At 45.0% G+C, this 21816-nt stretch carries 16 protein-coding genes; 4 read left to right on the plus strand and 12 right to left on the minus strand.

The features are described 5' to 3' along the window. Positions 1 to 184 precede the first annotated feature (184 nt). The 12 genes from KGMB01110_RS09105 to KGMB01110_RS09160 all read right to left on the minus strand — a co-directional run bounded on the left by KGMB01110_RS09105 (position 185) and on the right by KGMB01110_RS09160 (position 11720). The gene (locus KGMB01110_RS09105) at positions 185 to 3214 is read right to left on the minus strand and encodes a leucine-rich repeat protein (RefSeq protein ID WP_119298082.1); all 3030 of its coding nucleotides are present in this window, start codon (positions 3212 to 3214) and stop codon (positions 185 to 187) included. Between the two features lie 498 nt (positions 3215 to 3712). Next, the gene (locus tag KGMB01110_RS09110; protein WP_117604034.1) at positions 3713 to 4342 is read right to left on the minus strand and encodes a flavodoxin family protein; all 630 of its coding nucleotides are present in this window, start codon (positions 4340 to 4342) and stop codon (positions 3713 to 3715) included. Between the two features lie 56 nt (positions 4343 to 4398). Beyond that, positions 4399 to 5463, minus strand: a complete 1065-nt coding sequence (locus KGMB01110_RS09115) for a type IV pilus twitching motility protein PilT (RefSeq protein WP_119298083.1) — start codon at positions 5461 to 5463, stop codon at positions 4399 to 4401. A 41-nt stretch (positions 5464 to 5504) separates the two neighbouring features. Continuing rightward, positions 5505 to 6089, minus strand: coding sequence for a hypothetical protein (locus tag KGMB01110_RS09120; RefSeq protein ID WP_119298084.1), 585 nt, complete (start codon positions 6087 to 6089; stop codon positions 5505 to 5507). 2 nt (positions 6090 to 6091) lie between these two features. After that, the gene (locus tag KGMB01110_RS09125; RefSeq protein ID WP_119298085.1) at positions 6092 to 6625 is read right to left on the minus strand and encodes a hypothetical protein; all 534 of its coding nucleotides are present in this window, start codon (positions 6623 to 6625) and stop codon (positions 6092 to 6094) included. Beyond that, positions 6622 to 7107, minus strand: a complete 486-nt coding sequence (locus tag KGMB01110_RS09130) for a DUF4860 domain-containing protein (protein WP_117604030.1) — start codon at positions 7105 to 7107, stop codon at positions 6622 to 6624. Before KGMB01110_RS09130 ends, KGMB01110_RS09125 begins: the two co-directional genes overlap by 4 nt. A 2-nt stretch (positions 7108 to 7109) precedes the next feature. Beyond that, positions 7110 to 7454 (minus strand): hypothetical protein, encoded by a 345-nt coding sequence (locus tag KGMB01110_RS09135; RefSeq protein ID WP_119298086.1) that lies wholly within the window; start codon positions 7452 to 7454, stop codon positions 7110 to 7112. A gap of 81 nt (positions 7455 to 7535) precedes the next feature. Beyond that, positions 7536 to 8588, minus strand: a complete 1053-nt coding sequence (locus KGMB01110_RS09140; RefSeq protein WP_119298087.1) for a type II secretion system F family protein — start codon at positions 8586 to 8588, stop codon at positions 7536 to 7538. 48 nt (positions 8589 to 8636) lie between these two features. After that, positions 8637 to 9563: a transglutaminase-like domain-containing protein gene (locus tag KGMB01110_RS09145; RefSeq protein ID WP_117888668.1), complete on the minus strand. Its 927-nt coding sequence runs from the start codon at positions 9561 to 9563 to the stop codon at positions 8637 to 8639. 91 nt (positions 9564 to 9654) lie between these two features. Then, positions 9655 to 10404: a hypothetical protein gene (locus tag KGMB01110_RS09150; protein ID WP_119298088.1), complete on the minus strand. Its 750-nt coding sequence runs from the start codon at positions 10402 to 10404 to the stop codon at positions 9655 to 9657. Next, entirely contained in the window at positions 10397 to 10990 is a 594-nt protein-coding gene (locus tag KGMB01110_RS09155; protein WP_119298089.1) for an RNA polymerase sigma factor, read from the minus strand. The genes KGMB01110_RS09150 and KGMB01110_RS09155 overlap by 8 nt, the downstream gene beginning before the upstream one ends. Positions 10991 to 10994: 4 nt before the next feature. Continuing rightward, entirely contained in the window at positions 10995 to 11720 is a 726-nt protein-coding gene (locus KGMB01110_RS09160; protein WP_117604024.1) for a GGDEF domain-containing protein, read from the minus strand. Positions 11721 to 11936: 216 nt separating this feature from the next. Here KGMB01110_RS09160 and KGMB01110_RS09165 point away from each other — a divergent pair, with 216 nt between their 5' ends. The 4 genes from KGMB01110_RS09165 to lepB all read left to right on the plus strand — a co-directional run bounded on the left by KGMB01110_RS09165 (position 11937) and on the right by lepB (position 21811). Then, complete coding sequence (locus KGMB01110_RS09165; protein ID WP_119298090.1) at positions 11937 to 20582, plus strand: MBG domain-containing protein; 8646 nt, start codon at positions 11937 to 11939, stop codon at positions 20580 to 20582. A gap of 38 nt (positions 20583 to 20620) precedes the next feature. Beyond that, complete coding sequence (locus KGMB01110_RS09170; protein ID WP_119298091.1) at positions 20621 to 20818, plus strand: hypothetical protein; 198 nt, start codon at positions 20621 to 20623, stop codon at positions 20816 to 20818. A 22-nt stretch (positions 20819 to 20840) separates the two neighbouring features. Continuing rightward, positions 20841 to 21041, plus strand: coding sequence for a hypothetical protein (locus KGMB01110_RS09175; RefSeq protein WP_117888663.1), 201 nt, complete (start codon positions 20841 to 20843; stop codon positions 21039 to 21041). Between the two features lie 212 nt (positions 21042 to 21253). After that, positions 21254 to 21811 carry a signal peptidase I gene (gene lepB / locus KGMB01110_RS09180; protein WP_117888662.1) on the plus strand — a complete coding sequence of 186 codons (558 nt, stop codon included), beginning with the start codon at positions 21254 to 21256 and terminating at the stop codon, positions 21809 to 21811. Positions 21812 to 21816 lie beyond the last annotated feature (5 nt).

The raw sequence follows: 21816 nt of genomic DNA on the forward strand, positions 1-21816 counted from the left end.
CTTTGAATGGAGAAAATATGGAGAAATTGCATAAAAGATAAGCGAAGATAAGCCTGATTTATGAAAAAATGACCAGATTTCGACCGGGAAGAAGTTCTAAAAAAGGATATGTAGCAGTAACGACATTTATCATACTTGCTACATATCCTTTATGTTTTAAATCTTATGTCCTATCTCAGAAGGACTATTTTTTGATTGCGTTCTTTTTCTTAGTTCCAATGATGAGAACGAACAGCCCACAGGACAAGAAAGTCAACAGAACCCAGAAAGTTACATTTGTTGTATCGCCAGTTTTCACGTGATTAGACGTTGTTTTGGCGGTCTGGGATGCTTTTGAATTCTTATTTTTATCTGTAGACGGACCAGACGGATTGTTTTTGCGGTCCGGCGTTGGCTTCAGGGTATCTTTTGCCTTGACAGTAACGGTGATTGTTTTGGTGACGGAGGCACCCTGGCTGTCGGTTACCTTGTAGGTTACTTCATAAGAACCGGCTTTTGAAGTGTCTACGGTGTTGTTGATCACTTCAATCTTTTGGGTGAGATCTCCATCCTCAGCGTCTTTCGCTGTAACATCAGCCTTTGCATCAAAAGTGTCCCCTACAGTCAGTGTCTTGTCATTTGCTGTGATTACAGGAGCTGCATTGATAACCTCTGCTTTGAGAGAAACAGTCAAAGTAATTTCGATGTCTTTTACAACGTTGTAATTGTCGGTATCTTCTGGTGTATAAGTCACCTTGAACGTATTTGTACCGGCATTTCCGACAGAAGTGGTATCTGCGTCATCCTGCCATGTGAAGCCATTCGGAAGAGTGACGTCTTTCAGGACCTGTCCGGCCATTGCGGTTAAACCGGTTGGTACTTCATAAGTCGGATCTGCCTTAAGAATTGAGAATTCTTTCCAATCTGTCTCAGCGCTTGCATAGGTATCATTTGCTTTTACAATGGCTTTTACACGGTATTCTCCAGCGGAAACAGGCGCAGAAGGAATATCGGTCCATTCACCATTTTCATTTTTTATCTGATAAGCAAAGGTAACGACTCGTTGATCTCCTGTAACGGTATAGTTATCCGTATCTACAGTGTATTCGCTGCCGTTGTAAGTCATGTTGAGGACAAAATTATCATTGAAAGAAATTGTGCTTGCCGCCTTTGCTTCCCAGCCGGCGTAATATGTTTGATTGGTTTTCAGAGTGGTTGCCGGGGTACCGGTACAATCAGCATTCTCATACCAACCTAGGAATTTGTAATTAGCCTTTGTTGGGGTGGCAAGATGATCCGTTGTAAAGTCTGTGTCTTCTGGGAAAGTTCCACCGTTAACAACAGCGATAGAAGCATTGTATTTACGGTTGGCAACAGCTTTCTCCATATCAGTATTTGAAAGATAGATAATCTTTGGAGATGCATTCAACCACTGATATTCCTGTGTGCCAGCTGTTTTAGAGAAATTCTCACATGTTGTTACTGCGGACATATCAAGCACTTCTAAGGAGCGCAGGACATGCAGTGAGAATTGATTTAAGGTACTTAAAGTAGAAGGAAGTTTGATATATTTCAGGCCGGACATTTGACCAATAGCCTGAGAATCCAGTTTTACTACACCTTCTGGAATGACTAAACGTTTGACTTGGTTACTACCAAGAAATACATAGGAATTAATCGTTGCATTCTTTGCCGGGGCAGCCCATTCTATGGTTGAAAGTTGTGTGCAGCCATTAAAGCAAGAAGCGCCTAAAGAGGTTACATTCATAGGTAATGACAGCGATGTCAGTCCTGTGTTTGAGAAAGCAGCGTTGTCGATTTGCAATCCTTCAGCAGAAACAGTTTGTGGAAAGTTTACCTCTGTTAAATTACTTAATCCTGAAAAAGCAGAACCACCGATCTCTTTTATACCTTCTGGCAATGTAATGCTCGACAGACCGCTACAACCACTGAAGGCCTGACCACCGATTACAAGATTATTGGAGGAACCTCTAAAGCTGACCTCAGTAAGAGAAGGACAGGTAGCAAAGCCCTGGGTAGCTATGCCAGAAATACCTTCTGGTAAAATGACAGATTTTAAGGAAGTATTATTCTGAAAGGTCTGTGCACCCATCGTTAATCCTGCGCTACTGCCTAAAAAGTTGAGGGTTTTCAGTGATTTGCAGTTTTTAAAGGCTTGAGAGCCCACTTCTTTGACTCCGGAAGGCAAGGTTAATTCAGTAATTCCTGTACCCTGGAAGGCTTGTATGCTGATCGAAAGGTCAGAAACTTTTTCCGGGAATGTAACCGTTTTCAGGGAAGCTGTTCCGTTAAAGACACCTTGTCCGATACTTTGGATTCCGGTTCCAAAGTGAACGGCTTCAATGGTTGAGTTTGATCCGAACATCCAGGTTCCTACGTTGATAACGCTATCTGAGAAAGTGAGCTCTTTTATTTTACAGCCGGTAAATGCACCATTCGAAATGGTTTCAGTGCCATCCGGAACGGTATAGGTGGCTACTTCTTCTTTCCCGCAAGGGTATGCGATCAATGTTGTTCCGTCAGCAGAGAAGAGGACTCCGTCGATGAGTTTAAAAGAAGGATTCCCGGATTCTACTTGAAACTCATTGATACCAGATACATCGATGGACCAAGTGCCGATTTCTGTTACACTCTTTGAAATAGAAAGGCTGCTGACGGATGTCAGTCCATTGAATGCAAAATTTCCGATTCTTGAGACATCATTTTCGATTACGATTTTCGTAATGTCATTTTTATAGCTTTTCCATGGCTGGGTTGCACTGGCATTTCCGGCATTTGTCGTATAATCTGCAATAGCGCCGTTACCGGAAATTGTTAACGTGTAAGTCGGATTGTTGTTATCCTCATTGTTCTGTTCCAATGTCCATGTTACGTGATCATTTTCGGTTGCACCACAATTTCCGGTTATGGCATTGGCAGTTAATGGGGTGACAACACTCTCTGCATCATCAGTTGCGGGTGTGATACTCTCGTTATGCGACTCTGTGGTCTCATTGCCGTCGTTTGCAATTGTATCAGAATTGCCTGTGGAGTCTGTCTCTTTGGTGACATCTGTTTTATCCGGAACAGATGTTGAAGGCGTCGTATCATTCGTCTGTTCTGTTGATGCAGTGACATCTTCACTTTCTGCGGCGAAAGCGATAGAGTGCGCGCTAAAGAACATGGATAGGACAAGCAGACTGGCAAGCGCGGTTTTAAGTCTTTTTTGCTTCATCTTTTTTACTCCTTTTTTTATTTATCATGTCTGATAGCTGGTAAATCGGACAGGTGAAATGCATGTATTCCCCCTCTCAAAGCAGATGTACTGCGATAATTCATCTGGCCGTAATCACCGAAAACATGGATCACATGTTTTCGGGATTTAGTATGCGGATTGAGTTATCTCGTAAACGTTCATATTTTTGATGGTTACGCATATAAAGTCGTAGAGAAAGCCACTCTGCGATAATAACTCTACTCTATTATACCTTTGGCTTGATAAAAGTGCTATACATTTCAGTAAAATATTTTAACATTTCAGCCTTGAATAAGCTGATTTTTAACATTGTTAGAAAGGTTGGTAGATACTATGTTCCCAATAATGTCCAAAACACATCATCCTCATAAATGTTCATATAAGTGAACAGTATTCTAAAAATAGCCCTGCCATGTGCAGGGCTAAAATTTTTCTGACGGATATTTGTCAGATATCATCGGCAAGCGGATAATCATTTTAACGTACAAAGTTCATATGAATCGTCGGTTCTTTCTCCGGCAGTCCGTAAGCTTCTTTGCCGAGGGCGATGCTCTTCATCAGGAAGGTCATATTATTGGCCAGGGTACGCATGGTCTGAAGGCCTTCTTCGTCCATAACGGCTTCCCCCATATCTCTTCCGTGGACACTGTTCCAGTACTGGCTGGATACAACCGGCATATTGGATACGGTGAAGAACTTGTTCAGTTCATCAAAAGCAGCAGAGCATCCACCTCTTCTTGCACAGACAACGCTGGCACCGACTTTCATGGTCTTGTCGAAAGAGGTGCTGTAAAAGAGGCGGTCAAGACAGGCAATCAGGGTAGCATTTGCGGAAGCAAAGTAGACCGGACTTGCGATAACCAGCCCATCGGAGGCTTCAAATTTTGGGGCCAGTTCGTTGACGATATCATCGAAAATACATTTTCCGTTTTTCTTACAGGAATAACAGGCGATGCATCCTCGTATATCTTGGTTGCCAAGTAAAACGGTTTCGGTTTCTACACCCTGGGTGTGGAAGATGTTTTCAAGTTCCTTCAGGGCAATGGAAGTGTTGCCGTTTGCACGGGGACTTCCGTTGAGAAGTAATACATGTAATGGTTTAGACATGAGAGATCTCCTTTCCTAATGTAATGAAGTATATAATTATGGATTTCAAGGTTGCTTTATTTCAGACGACGCTTTAACATATCTGCGTTGGAAGCGTATGTCAAAGCAGTTTCCTGTGTGATCCGGCCTGCCTGATATAGTTTCAGAAGGCTTGCATCCATGGAAATCAGTTCCTGACTGGCGGAGGAGTAGATCAGTCCGTCAATTTGAGGAATTTTGTTATCCCGGATCATATTACGAATCGCAGGGGTAACAGTCATGATCTCGAAGGCGGGAGTCATGTCGCCGTCTACAGTCGGGACCAGTTGCTGGGAAATAACCGCCTGCAGAACCATGGAAAGTTGAACTGCGATCTGCTGTTGCTGATTCGGTGGAAAGACGTCGATGATTCGGTCGATGGTATTGGCAGCTCCGATGGTATGGAGGGTGGAAAAGATCAGATGACCGGTTTCAGCAGCCGTCATTGCAACCTGCATCGTCTCATAATCCCGCATTTCACCCAGAAGAATGACGTCCGGACTCTGGCGCAAAGATGCGCGGAGTGCGGTGACATAGCTTTCCGTATCTACATTGATCTCACGCTGGCTGACAATACTCTTGTTGTGCCGGTGGAGAAATTCCAATGGATCTTCCAGTGTAATGATGTGTTTCTGATAATTCTGATTGATGTGGTTGATCATACAGGCAAGAGTTGTAGATTTTCCGATGCCGGCAGGACCTGTAACCAGAACCATTCCTTTGGAAAGGTTGGCAAAATCAATCACATTTTCCGGAATGCCGAGTGCTTTATAATCCGGTAACGTGAAAGAAATAATCCGGATAACGGCAGAAAGAGAGCCGCGCTGTTTGTACGCACTGACACGAAAACGGGAGAGTCCGGGAACTGCAAAAGAGAAATCATCATCTCCGTGCTGTTCCAGTGTGGAGAGATCCCGATGACCGGCTAACTGATAAATCTGCTCGATGACGGCACTGGTGTCGTCTGGCTTCAGGATGGGTCCGTCTTCCCGTACAATCTGTCCGTTATGTCGCATAGAAACAGGAAGTCCGGCAACAATGAATATGTCGGATGCACTGGCATCAACGGCCTGTTCCAGAAGTTGTTTGGTGTTTAAATTCATAAAAGCGAAACCTCCTTAGGGAATATGGCTCATATAAAAAATTATGGTTGCATCAGTTTCAAAGAATTATCTCCATTCCACTCTTTGGTAGAGAGTACCTGCCAGGCCGTAATGCGGTAAAAAGAATCGGAATCCGTGCTTTCGGCGGCAGCCTGTGTCTCATAAGGGTTCAAAAGAGAGAGAACGACCTGCAATACCTGGCTATCGCTGATGGAAACCTGATAGGAAATGGTCGGAAGTGAGGAAACGGAAGGATCGGCTACATTGGCATCATCATGGAAGGAGAGAACCGGTTCTTTCCATTTTTCACAGGAAATTTTTACCTGTTGATAATAGTAGGAAGGATCAGAAGAACGGAGCGCGTTGCCGTTGGAGGCAGATCGACAGTCTGTCAACATCTGATCAATGTCCGAAAGAATGGTTTCTGCCTGATTGGATGCCTGATAATAAGCTGTGGTATGGCCTGCTGATTTCTTTGCAGAGCGCCAGTCATAGGACGCAGAAGACAGAGAAAGTGCAGCAAAAGTAATCATGCACAACACAATAAAAATCATCATTAATGTGACAGAACCGATGTTTGTGACGGAAAATTTTTGTTGCTGATAAGAGGAATGATTTGTATTCATATCTAAAAATCCTTTGCGGAAAGCTTTAAGTCAAGCTGGTAAATGCTGTCGGATGAATCCAGGGAACTGGAAACGGATTCTGCGTTTAAGTGAAAAAGAATTACGGAATCTTCGCAGAAAGTCTGAATTTGAATCTGGTAAACAGCCTGTGCCTGCTGGCAGCTGTTCCAGTCTGAGTCAAAATAGAGGCTCCAGGATCCCCAACTTTTTTGCGCTGAATCGATCTCTGTATCTATATCGGTATCCATATCAGTAGCTGTATCAGTAGCCGAAAAATTCACAGCTGGATATTCCAATTGTAACACGTTTGAAATCTTTTGAGCATCTTTTCGATCATTTTCCGGAAGAGAACGTAAAAGTTCGGCAATATTTTCAGACTGGGAGACGGCCTGATTGAGCTCAGCTGCCTGCGTGCTTAAAATATGAGATTTGGCAAAGCAGCGAAGGCAGACCGCGCTGGCCAGCGAGAAAAACAGAATCGCCAGAGTGATCTCCAGTAAAAATAAACGGGATTGCTGTTGGCTGTGACGCGTCATGAGCGGCTCCTTTCTGACAAAATCCGGGTGTGAATCTCTCCGGATGTATCGGTAATCGTCAGACGATAAAGCTCGTTTGAAAGTTCTTCGATGGAAAAATCACTGGCTTCAATGATCTTTTTTCCGGTTTCCGGTGAGACTTTCGTGCCATCCCGGACCAAAAGCTCTCTCAGCCAGCCATCGTACGTATACAGGTATGTGGTGTAGGAAATATCGTCGGACGATCCTCTAAGCGCCAGACAGGAAATCCCGGAAAGTTCTTCGATGGAAATACTGTCGGCAACATCATTTTGCCGGACCTTTTCGGTCAGGTAGGCAAGTGGTGTGGAAGTCTGATAGTTCTCGGTTGCACGTACCGTTTGGGTGGAATATACATGAGCAGATAAGATCAGAACCATCAGGGCAGAAGCTGCGAATACAAAAAGGACAGCCACTGGAAATGCCAGATGAATGGCATGATCTTTGGAAGAATGAAAACGCAAGATCAATGGCCCCCTTTCTGCTGTTTCTGAATGATGGTGATATCCGGCATAATATTGGATCCGAGCGGTTGATAATCGACATAATATCTGGATTCATCGTAAGTCAGGCCATAATGTTCTTTCAGATAATCCAGTGTTTCCGGATAGGAACCTTCCTCTGCATAACAACGGGTGATACTCCGGGTTACTGCATCCTGCAGAGTGGAAATTCCTTCCTTATCTACTCTTTTCTGAAGAGAAGAAGTCCCCAGGAAAAAGACAGAGAGGATCAGGAAAAAGAAAAGACAGGAAAGAACAAAGTTTCTTCTATATGAAGTTCTTTTATTGGAAATAAATCGCTGAGACATATATCCAATCCTTTCGTTTTTTGTGAAATATGTTTTTAAAGAAATTTTTTCGTTTCTGACACACAAAGTGGTTTCTGGATTTTACAGCCCGGCCATAATGCTGATCAGAGGAAGCATAACCGATAACAGGATGATTCCCACGATCACGGACAGGATGATCACCAACGTCGGTTCAATGGCTCCAAGAAACTGAGAAAGCCGGGTATCGATGTCTTCTTCATACTGGACCGCAATCTTTTCCATGACTTCATCCAGGACTCCGGTGCGGGAGGCTATGGAAGCCATTTTTGCGTAAAGACCGGAGAAAATGTGGTGGTTCAGCAGAGTGTCACAGAGGTTTTCTCCTTCATCAACTGCGCTTTCACATTGCTGTAACTGTGCACTGAAATCCGGGTCTTCGATCAGTCCCTGGCTTAACCGGAGACATTCCAGTGGAGTCAGTCCGCTGCTTAAAGTCAGTGCCATACCACTGGCAAAACGTCTGGCAGCCATGCACTGATAAAGTGTGCGCATTCCCGGAAAAGAACGGGAAATGCTGCGTAAAATGTTGTGACCTCCTTTGGTTTTAAATAATGCCAGGAAACCGAAAGCAAGAAGCAGAAGAACTGCAATGCAGACGGCAGTGTGACGGTTCAGGAACATGCCCAGATTCAGGACAGCCAGAGAAAGACCGGACATTTCCGTTCCCAGTTGCCGGAAGACCTGTTGAAAGACCGGCATGACCTTGGTTAAGAGAACCAGAATCACCAGAATCATCATAAGGATCATGAGAAACGGATAAGTCACTGCGTTTTTGATTGCCTGATTTAATGAGGCTTCTTTTTCGTAGTATAGAGCAAGAGAATTCATGACATTGTCCAATTGCCCCGATTCTTCACCGAGACGGGTCATCTGTACCATGTAGGACGGAAAAGCGCCGGTGGCATCCAAAGCCTGATCCAGTCGTCCGGTTTCTAAAAGGGTCTGGTTGATCTGCTGTAATAATTCTGTTTCCCCGGAATCGGTGGAATCTTCCAGAAGAATTGAAATTCCTTCGATGGAAGAAATCCCCGAACGAAGAATCATCGCCATCTGTGAACAGAAGGCAGAAGTCTCCGCATTGGAAAGAGGGGGAAGATGTTTCTCTGACGTCATGAATGTGTCTCCTTTCAAAACATATATAACCCGGATAAGCCCAGATAGTTAATAGGTATATTTTACAATATAGTTGCTTCCGTCGCCTACATACTCTTTGACGGTTTCTTTGTCGTTGCTGGCAGCCAGCGTCGGATCTAAGAGTTGCCAGGAGTTTCCGTCAAATTCAATGATATTATCAATCCAGCCTTTATCATCTACATAAGTGCTGATCCAGGCGTGGTAGGCTTCCCCGGAATAGCCGACTTCCAGTTTGGTCGGGATATTCTGGGAGCGAAGCATGGCAGTCATAAGTGCGGCATAGTCAAAGCAGATGCCGGTACCGCTTTCCAGAGTTTCATCTACATTTGGCAAATATCCATAGGAAACATTGGATGCTTTATCTGTATCATAAGAAATGTTTTTGATTACATAGTCGTAAATATTTTGCACCACTTCCAGATCGGTCCAGGTGTCTTCTGCCAGTTTGGAACCCTTGGCCACAGCTTTGGAATCCGCGGTAAAGCTGACATACTGATTCGGGTACAGGAAGGGGAGAAATTCATTTTCCAGAGAGACGTCAATGGCCTGCTCCAGAGAAATGACGTAAGAGTCTCCGCCTACATTTTCCAGGACCTGAACAGAATAGCTGCCGTTTCCGGCGGTCAGAGGAAAGGCAACATAAGAAGCCCGGTCCGTGATCAGATAAGTATAACAATTCTGATCGGGACCGGTGATCTGCAATTTTACTTTTTCACAGGAACCACTGTAACTGACCATCACATATCCCTGATCGGTATGGGAGGCGTCGATGGATGCGGTATCGTTTTGATAGATGACACTTCCATCGGCTGATGGAGTCAGAACTTTCGGGGAAGAATCCCGGGGAGGCCCTGAGTGATCTGCCTGACTTTTCTTGTCTCCGCAACCGACAAACAGTCCGAAGCAGAGGACGAGAAGTCCGACAATCATAGCCGTTCTAGCCATATGTTTCATGTAATAATCTCCTTTTATGCCCGGGATATTTCCAGGCAAAACTTTAGCCCCCTTCGCATAGTTGGATTGCAGACGAAAGATCAATCTTGCGTTAATTTGTTACCGGGGAAAGGAGCAATAACAGTTCGTTGCCTGCCCGGTCAGGAATGGTAATCTGGGTAGGCGCCTCCGGAATGGTAAATGCGATCAGTCCCTTTTCTTCGTCGTAAGAAACCGGTGTGAGTCCGGAAATGTTGTCATAGTCGATGCCGGAATAGGTATCCCGTACTTCCAGATAGACGATTCCGTTTTCGGAATAGGAGCGGATAAATTCCGGTTTTTCTGTATCCAGGTGAGAAACCTTGTAGGTCTTGGAAGCAGTCTGTCCGTTGAAGGAGTGTACCGTAATGGTCATAGTACCGTTGTCGGTAATCTCGGCGGAATATTGCTTCGGTCCGGATTTGGTGATCAGAACCGGATGTCCATCCAACTCTGCGCTGACGCTTTCGATCGGGAGTAAAGTCTGTACCCTGATCTTATAGATCGCGTTGGCAGCGGACTTTACATTGGTTCGCTCGGCAATGACCGTCGGATGAAGGAACATCAACGGAAGAAGAACCAGAAGAACTACGCCAATATAAGCGATAAATCGTCCGAAATTGAAAACCGGTTTTTTATAATTTCCCCAGGATTCCAGTACCTCGACAGGAATGACGCTGGGCTTCATATCACAGGAAGTAAAAACGTTATTCAAAAGTTGGTTGGCCGTCTGCGCATCCAAAGGAGGAATCTCTTTGGGGGCGGTCTCAGCAGAGCCAAAGCCAAGCGGAGTTCTGTTTTCCATACTCATTTCTTTACTCAAAGTGAATCCCTCCTTTCTCTGAGCTAAGTGATGATTCCAGCATCTTACGTGCCTGTTGGATTCGACGTTTGATGGTGCTGCGGCTCAGATCCATGGCATCGGAGATATCATCGATGGACATGTTGTTGTAATACCGCATGATGAGTGGCTGTGCCAGATGTGGCGGCAGAGTCTGGATCGCATTCATGATCTGGATCTGGGTATCCTGTTTCAGGACATGCTTTTCCGGATCGTTGGCACCGTTGTCAGATGTGGATTCCATCGGAGAAAGGTTACTGCCGTTGTCCTGGGACAGCTCTGCTTCCTGAATCTGCTTGCGTTTAAATGTGTCGAAACAGATTCGGAAAGTGATCTGGTGAAGCCAGGAGACGAACAGTCTGGGATTTTTCAAAGTTCGGATATTTTTCAGTACCAGAATATACACATCCTGCAAAATATCCTGCGCAAGATATGGATCTTTTACATACTGGTATGCAAAGCGATATTGCTTCTGATAAGTGGCAGTATACAGCTCGGCAAATGCGTCGCTGTCACCTTTTTGCGTTTTGCGTACAAGTTGAGCCAGGTATTCGTAATCGAGTTCCATGGACTTAACCCCTTTCTACGGAAGTATCAGCAGAATTGGCAGGAACGGACGAGTCGGAAATGCGGGCATTGGCAGTCGAAATCAGTTTGGTGATATATTCCAGATGCTCCTCAGCGTTGCGCGCGATACCGGTTCGGTATTCGATCGCAATCGCACCGGGTGCCTGGTTGTACTGAGTGACACGATCCTGAATCCGGTCCAAGAAGATCTGGAGCTTGTCCGGGCTGCAGTCTTCGAAGATTGCCAGAAATTTATTTCCTCCGTTACGTCCCACAAAACAGACAGAAACCGCAGCGATTGACAGGATCTCTGAAAAATCTTTCAGAACCTGATTGCCTGTGGCGTGATCATAAAGCTGATTGATCTTCGGAAGATTGGAAAAATCAATCATAACACAGCCGACATTTTCGGGAAGCGGCTGTCCGTGATACTTTTCGATGATGGTATCACAACTGAAACGGTTCGGGATTCCGGATAAAGGATCCGAATAAGCCACACCGTAAAGATTGTGATAGTTTAACTTGATAGATGCAATCAATGAAAAATCTATCAAAAGAAATATAAAACTTGCTAATAATATAATCCAGACTACAAAGAAAAGAATTGTGGCTGGAGTAGAAGCAAAGACAAACTGCTTGACAGCGGGTTGCATCAGAAGTGCTACACTGAACACTGTCATCAAAATCAATAAAGCCAACTGAATGACTTTAAATACATTAAACTTTTTCATAACCTGTCACTCCTTGTAAAATACGCAATTGAAGGTGCTTTTTGCCCTATATTTATTACCAGTATAACACAAAATTACAAAAAGCCAAAAAATATTAAAAAAATGGTCCAAAAGTGAGCCGTTTTGTCAAAAACTCCCGTCTTTATTTATATAGACTAATCAAAATGTTTTCGAAAATGTCGATAGAACATGATTTAAGAAAGGGAGGAAAGGCGCATGAAGAAGGCGAAACGATGGCTGGCGTTGATTCTGGCAGTAGCATTGCTGGGCTCTAACGGAATCTACCAGTTAAGCACCCAATTAAGCGCAGGCGAAACAGAATCTCAGAATACATCCGGAGAAGATGTTTCTGCACAAAATGAGGAGGAAAGTCAGTCAGTTGCTGATGTGCCGGCTCAGGATGAGTCGGGGGCAGAGGTGACCGTACAGGAGGTCCCGGATACCCAGGATCAGACCGCGACGGTTGAGACCCCTGCGGAAACACAGAATCAGACCGCAACGGTTGAGACCCCTGCGGAAACACAGCAGGAAACAGTGGCTGCACAGACGGTGGACGTAAAGCTCCAGAAACCTGCCATAGATGGTGGAGAGATCCAAATCTGGGGAGATGACGGAAATAAATCCGATGTAGTATTTGGAGCAGATAATCTGTACACCAGAACGATCAACGAAGGAGAGAATCTTCACTTCCAGATCACTGCAAAAGATGGTTACACCGTAGAGAAGGTGACAGACCAGAACGGAACACAGATTCAGCCAGAAAGCGTATCCGGTTCTGTGTATACATATTCCGTAAATGGTATCACATCCGAACGGGTTCTTTCTATATTATATAAGGAAGCAACTCCGGACGCAGCGCCAACAGAAAATACAGAAGATGTCGCAAAGGATGATGCAGCAAAAGATCAGGCACAGGAAGATGTCGCTCAGGCAGATGATCAGAAAGAAGCTTCTGAAGAGACAACGGATACCGAAGCAAAAGCAGAGGACAAGACATCCGAGGAAGCAAACGCTTCTGAGAAACCGGCAACAGACAATCCGCTTCTTCAGTTTGCAAATCAGTCCATGAGTCCGATTACTCTTTTCGCGATGGATGGAAGAGCAGCAACGAATAATTCATACGAAGTGAATGTAGGCGAAAGTATTACACTGAGTTCGAATCAGAATAATGTATCACATGGAGATTGGACAATTGGTGATTCGAGTGTAGCAAGTCTGACCACTTATGCATATGATAACTCGAAGGTTTTAGTGAATGGCTTGAAAGTAGGAAGTACTACTGTAAGACATACATATTGGAAATATTCCTATTACGGATGGTGGGAGGATACGGAGACTTTCAATATAACCGTAACCAATCCTAACGCAGCTACAACTGGAAAGACCAGAGTTTATGTCTACGTAAAGATGGAAGCAGGATTTGATACCAGCTCCTGGGAACAGAATAAGGATGGCTGGTACACGATCGGATATGTTGATATCGACAGCAGTGTGCTTCCGCTGGCATCCGAGAAATCCCAGAATACATATTACAATCAGTACAAAGCTGCAGTTGTAGGTGCATTGGGATCCATCGTATATTATGGACCGAACAAGACACTGGCACAGGGACTGAATCTTGGAAGTCTTGATTACAGTGCTTCCGGATACGGTCTGAAGGTTGCGGATGGTGCATCTGATTACTCCGGTGAAGCACCAAGCGGAACAAACCAGTGGCACTTGGATGGATACATCAGTGTTCCGGAAATTGAAAAGCACAATGTGACGATTCATTATCAATATGAAAACGGAACAAAGGCTGCCGATGATTATGTAAGAACAGACGTGCCGACTGGAGAAGTTGTTAGTGTAACTTCACCGACGATCGAAGATTACACACCGGATCAGGCTGTAGTCAATGTACGAGTTGTCAATTCTGATGTGACGGTAACTGTTACATATAGAAGAAACTATCCATCGGAACAAATCGTTATAACTGCGGATAGTGACAGTAGGTCTTACAATGGCAAGGAATTGACAAAAAACAGTTATACTTACACGCAGGGAATTCTGTTAGATGGGGATGTACTGACAGCAACAGTCTCCGGTAGTCAGACAAATGTGGGAAGCAGCGACAATGTAATCACAAGTTACAAGATCATGCGTGGTACAACCGATGTAACCAACAAATATAACATCAGTACCGCTCCGGGAACTCTGGAAGTAACCCCGGCAAAGGTTACCGTCACAGCGAAGAACTATACCAAGAAGTATGGACAGGCCTGTCCGGACTCCTTCGAGGCAACCGTTGACGGTTTGGTCAATGCAACAGATTCGATTCAATACACGGTATCTTGTACAGACCATTCCGAAGATGTGGGAACTTACAAAGGTGTCATTGTTCCAACAGGAGCATCGATTCAGGGCAATTATGAAGTAACCTACGTACCGGCAGATCTGAAAATCACGAAAGCAGATCGTCCGGATGATATGGACTTCAATGTGACAGGATATGAGAATGTCTATGACGGGCAGGGACATACCGTAACCGTAACAGGACTTGCTGTTGACGATACGGTAAAATACAGTACAGACGGTGAGAATTGGACAGAGGATATCAATGATGTTACCTTTACAAACGTATCAGAGAATACGGTTTATGTAAAAGTATCCAATCCGAATTACAAGAGTGTTCAGAAAGATGCAGTGGTAAAGATCACTCCATTTGAGATTACTGTAACTGCAAAGAATGCATCCAAGAATTACGGGGAAAAGGATCCGACACCGGAAGCAATTGTCGGACCGGAAAACAAACCGGATGACGGTTATGAGATCAAGTATGATGTAACTTATAAAGATCATTCTGAAAAAGCCGGAACTTATGAAGGCGTGGTTGTTCCGTCTGGTGATAAGACGCAGAATAAGGGAAACTATACTGTAACTTATGTACCGGGAACTTTGGTGATCAACAAGAGCGACCGCCCGGCAACAAGAGACTTTAATGTGAAAGATTACAATGGAACTTATGATGCGAACAAGCACACAGTTTCTGTTACAGATCTCCAGGAGGATGATACTGTCGAGTACAGTACAGATGGCAAGACCTGGACAAAAGATGCACCGAAGTATAAAGATGTAAAAGAGACTCCGGCGCAGGTTTGGGTCAAAGTAAGCAATCCGAATTATAAGGATGTTGTGAAGACCGGAACGGTAACCATCACACCGGCACCGGTTGTAGTCAAAGCAGACAATGTATCGAAAGTATACGGAGAGTCTTGCGGAGATCTTAACTTGACTGCAACCGTAACGGGTACATTTGACGGAGATCAGATCGACTATACGGTAAGTTGTGACAATACACACTCTGAAAATGTTGGAGACTATCCGGGTGTAATTAAAGCTACAGGAAATGCAGATCAGGGCAACTACAGTGTGACTTACGAACCAGGGGATCTGAAGATCACCAAAGCAGTCCGTGATGAGAAGGATATTACCGTAGGGAACTACAACGATGTTTACGATGCAGCAGATCATACCATCACAGTCAGTGGAACTGTAGAGGGGGATAAAGTCGAATACAGTACAGATGGAAAGAATTGGAGTACAGAAAAACCGGTAAGAAGAAATGTATCCAATACGACCGTACAGGTTCGTGTGACCAATCCGAACTATGAAAATGCGATCAACAAGACTGGTGTGATTGAGATTACTCCATTTGAAGTAACCATCACGGCAGACAATATGTTCAAGAACTATGGAGAAGAGGATCCGATCTTTAAAGCAACCGAAACTGTAACAAAGGAAGGAACGGTCAGACCGGATGATCAGAAGATCGATTATGCGATCGTCAGAAATCCGAAGCATGAAGATGCCGGAACTTATGAAAAGACTCTGATCCCGAGTGGAGAGGAACTTCAGGGCAACTACAAAGTGACGTATAAGAACGGTGACTTTGAGATCAGAAGAACGGTTCGCCCGGACGACAAGGCAATTTCCGCAGTGGATTACTCCGGTGTATATGACAATGAGAAACATACCATTACCGTCAATGGACTGGCAGCAGGCGATCAGGTGGAGTACAGCTATGATGGCGGTAAGACCTGGACAACCGAACTGAAGAAATATAAGCATGTGACTGATGGTACAAAGACCATTGATGTTCGTGTGACGAACCCAAATTATCTGGGAGAGGCGACTGCATCTGCAACGGTTGAGATTACCCCGTTTGAGATGGTGGTAACAGCAAATCCGGCATCCAAGGATTTCGGAGCAGACGATCCGGAATGGACTGCAACCGTAGCACCGAAAAATGCAGGTGCTGTAAAACCAAATGACGGAGTTGACATTGCATATGATATCAACTGTGAACACAAAGAAGCAGCCGGAACTTATGAAAATGCAATCATCCCGACCGGTGATAAGGAACAGGGCGAGCATAAGGATTATGAAGTGACGTATGTACCGGCAACCTTCGTAATCAACCAGATTAAACATCCGGGAGAAATCACAGTCACCAGTTATGATGAAATCTATGATGCACAGAAACATGGCATCACAGTCAATGGAACCGTAGAAGGTGATAAGGTCGAATACAAGGTAGCAGGTTCAAACGAGTGGACCACTACCCCACCGAAAGAAAAAGATGTGATCGACGGAAAAGCCGTGGAAGTTCGTGTGACCAACCCGAACTACAGCGATACACTGACCGGATCAGGAACCATTACGATCCGTCCGTTCGAAATTACCATTACAGCGGACGACAAGTCCAAGACATTTGGCGAAAAAGATCCGAAACTGACGGCAACCGAGAGCATCACAAATGCAGGAACCACAAGACCGGATGATCAGGAGATCACCTATAAGGTAAGCCGTGGCAATCAGGAAGCAGCCGGAACTTATCCAGACAGCATCCTTGTAAAGGGTGATGAGATTCAGGGCAACTACAAAGTGACTTACGTACCTGGAACTTTCACGATTGATCAGGCAGTACGTGACGAGAAAGACATCACAGTGAAGAACTATAAAGGGGTCTATGATGCAGCATCACACAGCATCAAAGTCAATGGAACCGTACCGGAAGATAAGGTGGAATACAGCTATGACGGTGGAAAAACCTGGAGCGAAACACTGAATCCGTACACCGATGTGATGGCAAAGACGACCATCAAAGTCAGAGTTACCAACCCGAATTACAGCAATGTAATCGAGAAGGAAGGAACCGTAGAGATTACACCGTTTGAAATGACGGTAACAGCAAATCCGGCTTCCAAGAACTTTGGGGAGAATGATCCGACATGGACCGCAAGCGTAGAACCAACGAATGCAGGAACCGTGAAACCGAATGACGGAGTTGAGATTGTATATGGTTTCAACTGTGAACATGAGGAAGCAGCCGGAACGTACGAAAATGTAATCATTCCAACAGGTGAAGAAACACAGGGCAACTACAAAGTGACCTATGTACCCGCAACCTTTGTGATCAACCAGAGTGATCGTCCGGCAGAACTGAGCATTACCGTAGATCCGTATGAGAATGATTACGACGCAAAGGCACATACCATTACCGTCAATGGAAAGACCGATGGAGATACGGTTGAGTACAGTTATGATGGCGGAGCAACCTGGGAGAGCAAGCTAGAGAAATATACGGATGTCACAGAAGCACCGGTTCCGATTCTTGTCAAAGTCACCAACCCGAATTACACCGGAGCGGTAGTAGAACCTGGATACGTTATGATCCACCCGTTTGAGATTACGCTGACAGCAGATGACAAGTCCAAGAACTTTGGAGAGAAAGATCCGAACCTGACAGCGACAGAGACGGTGACAAAAGCAGGAACCACAAGACCGGATGATCAGAACATTGATTATAGGGTAAGCCGTGGCAACCAGGAGGCAGCCGGAACTTATCCGGATAGCATTCTTGTAAAGGGTGATGAGATCCAGGGCAACTACAAAGTGACTTACGTACCTGGAACCTTCACGATCAATCAGGCAACCCGTGACGAGAAAGATATTACCGTTAAGAACTACAAAGGTGTTTATGATGCAGCATCACATAGCATCGAAGTCAACGGAACAGCAGATGGAGACAAAGTCGAATACAGCTATGATGGCGGAACAACCTGGAGCGAAACACTGAATCAGTACACCAACGTTATGGCAGAGACGACCATCAAGGTTCGTGTGACCAACTCGAATTACAGCAATGTGATCGAGAAGGAAGGAACGGTAGAAATTACACCGTTCGAGATGACGGTAATCGCAAATGCAGCATCCAAGAACTTTGGAGAGACAGATCCGGTATGGACGGCAAGCGTGGCACCGACAAAAGACGGTACTACAAAGCCAAACGATGGATTTGACCTTACTTATAGTGTAAGTTGCAGCCATGAAGAAGCAGCCGGAACTTATGAAAATGCAATTGTTCCGACAGGGGCAGAAACACAGGGCAACTACAAAGTGACCTATGTACCGGCAGATTTTGTGATCAATCCGATTGAGCGTCCGGCAGATTTGAATGTGACAGTCGGAAGCTACAATGAAGTTTATGATGCACAGGCACATACCATTACCGTTTCCGGAACCACAACTGGAGACAAGGTGGAGTACAGTTATGATGGCGGAGCAACCTGGAGCGATACGCTGAAGCAGTATACCAACGTGGCAGAGACTCCGGCTCAGATTGTTGTAAGAGTTACCAATCCGAATTATGTAGGAGAGGCAACTGCAACAGGATCTGTAATCATTCGTCCGTTTGAACTGACGATGAAGGCAAATGACGCTTCCAAGATTTACGGATTCCTGGATCCGGAACTGACGGCAACAGAAGTACTGCCGGAAGGAACGGTAAGACCGGATGATCAAAAGATTACTTGTACAGTCAGCCGTGGAGACCAGGAAGATGCCGGAACTTATACTGACAGCATCCTTGTAAGCGGTGAGGAGATTCAGGGTAATTACAGAGTATCTTATGTACCTGGAACTTTCACCATCACAACCGCATCGCGTGATGTAAATTCCATCAGTGTTGCAGATTACAGAGGCGTTTATGATGCAAATGCACACAGTATCAGCGTAGCAGGAATCCTGGACAATGATACCGTACAGTACAGAATTGACGGTGGCGAATGGGTAGATGAACTTCCGACTCGTACGAATGTGACCGAACCGGTTACGGTTGAGGTCAAAGTTACCAACCCGAACTATACAGGAGAACTGCTTCAATCAGCAACGATTGAGATTCTTCCATTCCAGATGACCGTAACCGCACAGAACAGTGGTAAGGTATTTGGAGAAAAAGATCCGAAGCTGACTGCGGTTGAACGTGCAACCGTACCTGGTACTACAAAACCGGATGATGGATATGATCTGGTATACAAGGTAAGTCGTACCAAAGGAGAAAATGCCGGCTCCTATCCAATAAAGGCAAAAGGAGCTGTAGCACAAGGGAACTATTCTGTCACTTATGAACCGGCAACCTTTACGATCACACCGGCAGACAGACCGGAAGAGTTGGCTGTCAGTGCAACACCGTACAAGGGTGTTTATGATGCAACAGCCCATACCATTCAGGTCAATGGCCTGACGGATGGAGATAAGGCAGAATATAGCTACGACGGAGGAAAAACCTGGACAGAGACCCTGAACCAGTACACCAACGTTATGGCAGAGACAACCATTAAGGTTCGTGTGACCAATCCGAATTACAAGGGTGAAGCACTGACACAGGCAACCGTAGAGATTACTCCGTTTGAACTGGTAGTCAGCGCACTGCCGAAGTCCAAGAACTTCGGAGAAGCAGATCCGGCACTGGAGGCTGAGATCAGAGAAGCAGTAGAAGGAACAACCAAACCGGATGCTCAGGAGATCGCATACGGCATGAGCCGCGAGGCGGGAGAGGATGCAGGAACCTATCCGATCCATGTAACCGGAGAGGAGACACAGGGCAATTATCATATTTCCTATCAGGATTCCATCCTGACCATTAACCAGAGTGATCGCCCGGCAGAGCTGGCAGTAACCATGGATTCTTACAGAGGAACCTATGATGCACAGTCTCACAGCCTGACAGTCTCAGGACTGACCGATGGAGATCAGGTAGAGTATAGTTACGACAACGGTGCAAGCTGGGAGAGTGAACTGAAGTCCTATAAGAACGTGACAGACGGAGTCATTACGATTCTGGCAAGAGTTACAAATGCAAATTATACAGGCAAAGTGATCGCAACCGGAACAGTGGAGATTCTTCCATTTGAACTGGTAGTGACCGCTGAGGATAAGACCAAGGTAGCCGGAACAGAAGATCCGGAACTGACCGCAGTAGAAACCGTGGCAGTAGATGGAACAACAAGACCGGATGACCAGGAAATCACTTATACCTTAAGTCGTACAGCAGGTGAAGCGGTTGGCGGATATGCAATTACGCCGGCAGGAGATGCACTTCAGGGCAATTACTCCATCACCTATGTACCAGGAACCTTAACGATTACAGCCGCTCCGGTAACACCGGGAACGACTCCGAATACACCGGCACCACAGAATAATGGAACGGACGGTACACCTGGAGTTATCCAGAATGTAGTCAATACCATTCAGCAGGTACCACAGACCATTGCGAACGGAGCCAGAAATATTGCGGCAAGCGTACAGGAAGTACTGAATCCGGATGAGGGAGATGTGCCGTTGGCAAATCAGAACTTGGAGAACCACAAGTGCTGTATCCTTCATTTCCTGATCATGTTGATTACTACCATCCTTTATGGATACTTTACACACAACATGAAGAAACGGCAGAAGAAACTTTTTGAAGTAAGAGAAGAACTGGATACCGAACTGGCAAAGAGAGGTTTACCGACTTCTAAGGAACAGAAAGAAAGTTAAGACACCGTAACAGGAAAAGAAAAAAGGAGGGAAAGCATATGGCATATTTCGAATTTGTGCATAATCTGGGAATTCATTCCTGGGATATACCGGCATTGATCGCACTGATCGCGATGGTCGTAATGATCTTGGTTCACCGCAGCAATCAGAAAAACCGGGAAGAAGAATTTGAGAAGGACCTGGATAAAAAAATCCAGGAAATTCGAGAGGAAACAGGAACAGAACAGGATGCGTAAGATTTAAAAAGGAGGAAAGGTTATGTCATATTTACTTGAACATACAAAATTCGGCTTTTGCTGGTTAGACCTTCTTGCATTGATTGTTCTGATCGTAGTGGTTGTGTTCTTTGTGAAGAAGAATACGAAGCTGAAAGATGAACAAAAAGATCTGGAAGATCAGTTGTCTGAGCTTTATGCGCAGGATTCCATAGACGAATCCAAGAAGCAGACAGAGGCTTAAAGGGCGCTGGCTGATAAGAAAGTCAAAGAGTTGCACAGTGTGCAACGTGGTACAGAAATACCGACATACAAAGAATGCGGACGGGGGAACCCGCTCCGCATTCTTTTTTTTGCTCTAAAATGTCGAATAAAATCCGCAGATTTATTTGAGATAAGTCGAAAAAAGCGATATAATATAAAGAACACACATGAAACAGGAAGAAGGGTGTTTTTGTGGAAATAGAAAGTATTAAGAAGAAAGTTCTGGAAGACGTAGATCCGGAACTGAAACGAAAAAAAGCCAGAGAAATGCGGAAACAGCGAATCATCGTCAGTATCCAGTTTCTGGGACTGATTGCCGTGATTATTTTACTGTTTTACATGTTTATGGGGATTTCGACGGTGGATGGAGATTCCATGTATCCTACACTTCGCGATAAAAATGTGGTAGTTTACAAACGAATGAACAGTGAATTTCGTCAGGGTGACATCGTGGCACTGAAGCAGCCGGATGGAACGGAATATGTGAAACGTGTGATCGCAGTTGCCGGTGATACGGTCAATATCCAGGGCGGGGAGGTCTATGTAAACGGAGAAAAAGTAGAGATCAAAGATGCGATTGGGGCTACGGAACGAAAGGATGGAGAGGTCACCTATCCGCTGACGGTGGGAGATAAGGAAGTTTTTGTGCTGGGTGACAACAGGGAGGTGTCCAAAGATTCCAGAGAATTCGGACTTTTAAAGACCGATGATATCAAGGGGAAGATTATCTGGTTCTTGGGACGCCCGTAAAAAAG

Origin of the sequence: Mediterraneibacter butyricigenes (assembly GCF_003574295.1) — a bacterium.
GTDB classification, from domain to species: Bacteria; Bacillota; Clostridia; order Lachnospirales; family Lachnospiraceae; genus Mediterraneibacter_A; species Mediterraneibacter_A butyricigenes.

Excerpts from the sequence above, each read along its gene's own strand:
- KGMB01110_RS09105 (WP_119298082.1), bottom strand. The coding sequence starts at position 3,214 with ATGAAGCAAAAAAGACTTAAAACCGCGCTTGCCAGTCTGCTTGTCCTA.
- KGMB01110_RS09110 (WP_117604034.1), bottom strand. The coding sequence starts at position 4,342 with ATGTCTAAACCATTACATGTATTACTTCTCAACGGAAGTCCCCGTGCA.
- KGMB01110_RS09115 (WP_119298083.1), bottom strand. The coding sequence starts at position 5,463 with ATGAATTTAAACACCAAACAACTTCTGGAACAGGCCGTTGATGCCAGT.
- KGMB01110_RS09120 (WP_119298084.1), bottom strand. The coding sequence starts at position 6,089 with ATGAATACAAATCATTCCTCTTATCAGCAACAAAAATTTTCCGTCACA.
- KGMB01110_RS09125 (WP_119298085.1), bottom strand. The coding sequence starts at position 6,625 with ATGACGCGTCACAGCCAACAGCAATCCCGTTTATTTTTACTGGAGATC.
- KGMB01110_RS09135 (WP_119298086.1), bottom strand. The coding sequence starts at position 7,454 with ATGTCTCAGCGATTTATTTCCAATAAAAGAACTTCATATAGAAGAAAC.
- KGMB01110_RS09140 (WP_119298087.1), bottom strand. The coding sequence starts at position 8,588 with ATGACGTCAGAGAAACATCTTCCCCCTCTTTCCAATGCGGAGACTTCT.
- KGMB01110_RS09145 (WP_117888668.1), bottom strand. The coding sequence starts at position 9,563 with ATGAAACATATGGCTAGAACGGCTATGATTGTCGGACTTCTCGTCCTC.
- KGMB01110_RS09155 (WP_119298089.1), bottom strand. The coding sequence starts at position 10,990 with ATGGAACTCGATTACGAATACCTGGCTCAACTTGTACGCAAAACGCAA.
- KGMB01110_RS09160 (WP_117604024.1), bottom strand. The coding sequence starts at position 11,720 with ATGAAAAAGTTTAATGTATTTAAAGTCATTCAGTTGGCTTTATTGATT.
- KGMB01110_RS09165 (WP_119298090.1), top strand. The coding sequence starts at position 11,937 with ATGAAGAAGGCGAAACGATGGCTGGCGTTGATTCTGGCAGTAGCATTG.
- KGMB01110_RS09170 (WP_119298091.1), top strand. The coding sequence starts at position 20,621 with ATGGCATATTTCGAATTTGTGCATAATCTGGGAATTCATTCCTGGGAT.
- KGMB01110_RS09175 (WP_117888663.1), top strand. The coding sequence starts at position 20,841 with ATGTCATATTTACTTGAACATACAAAATTCGGCTTTTGCTGGTTAGAC.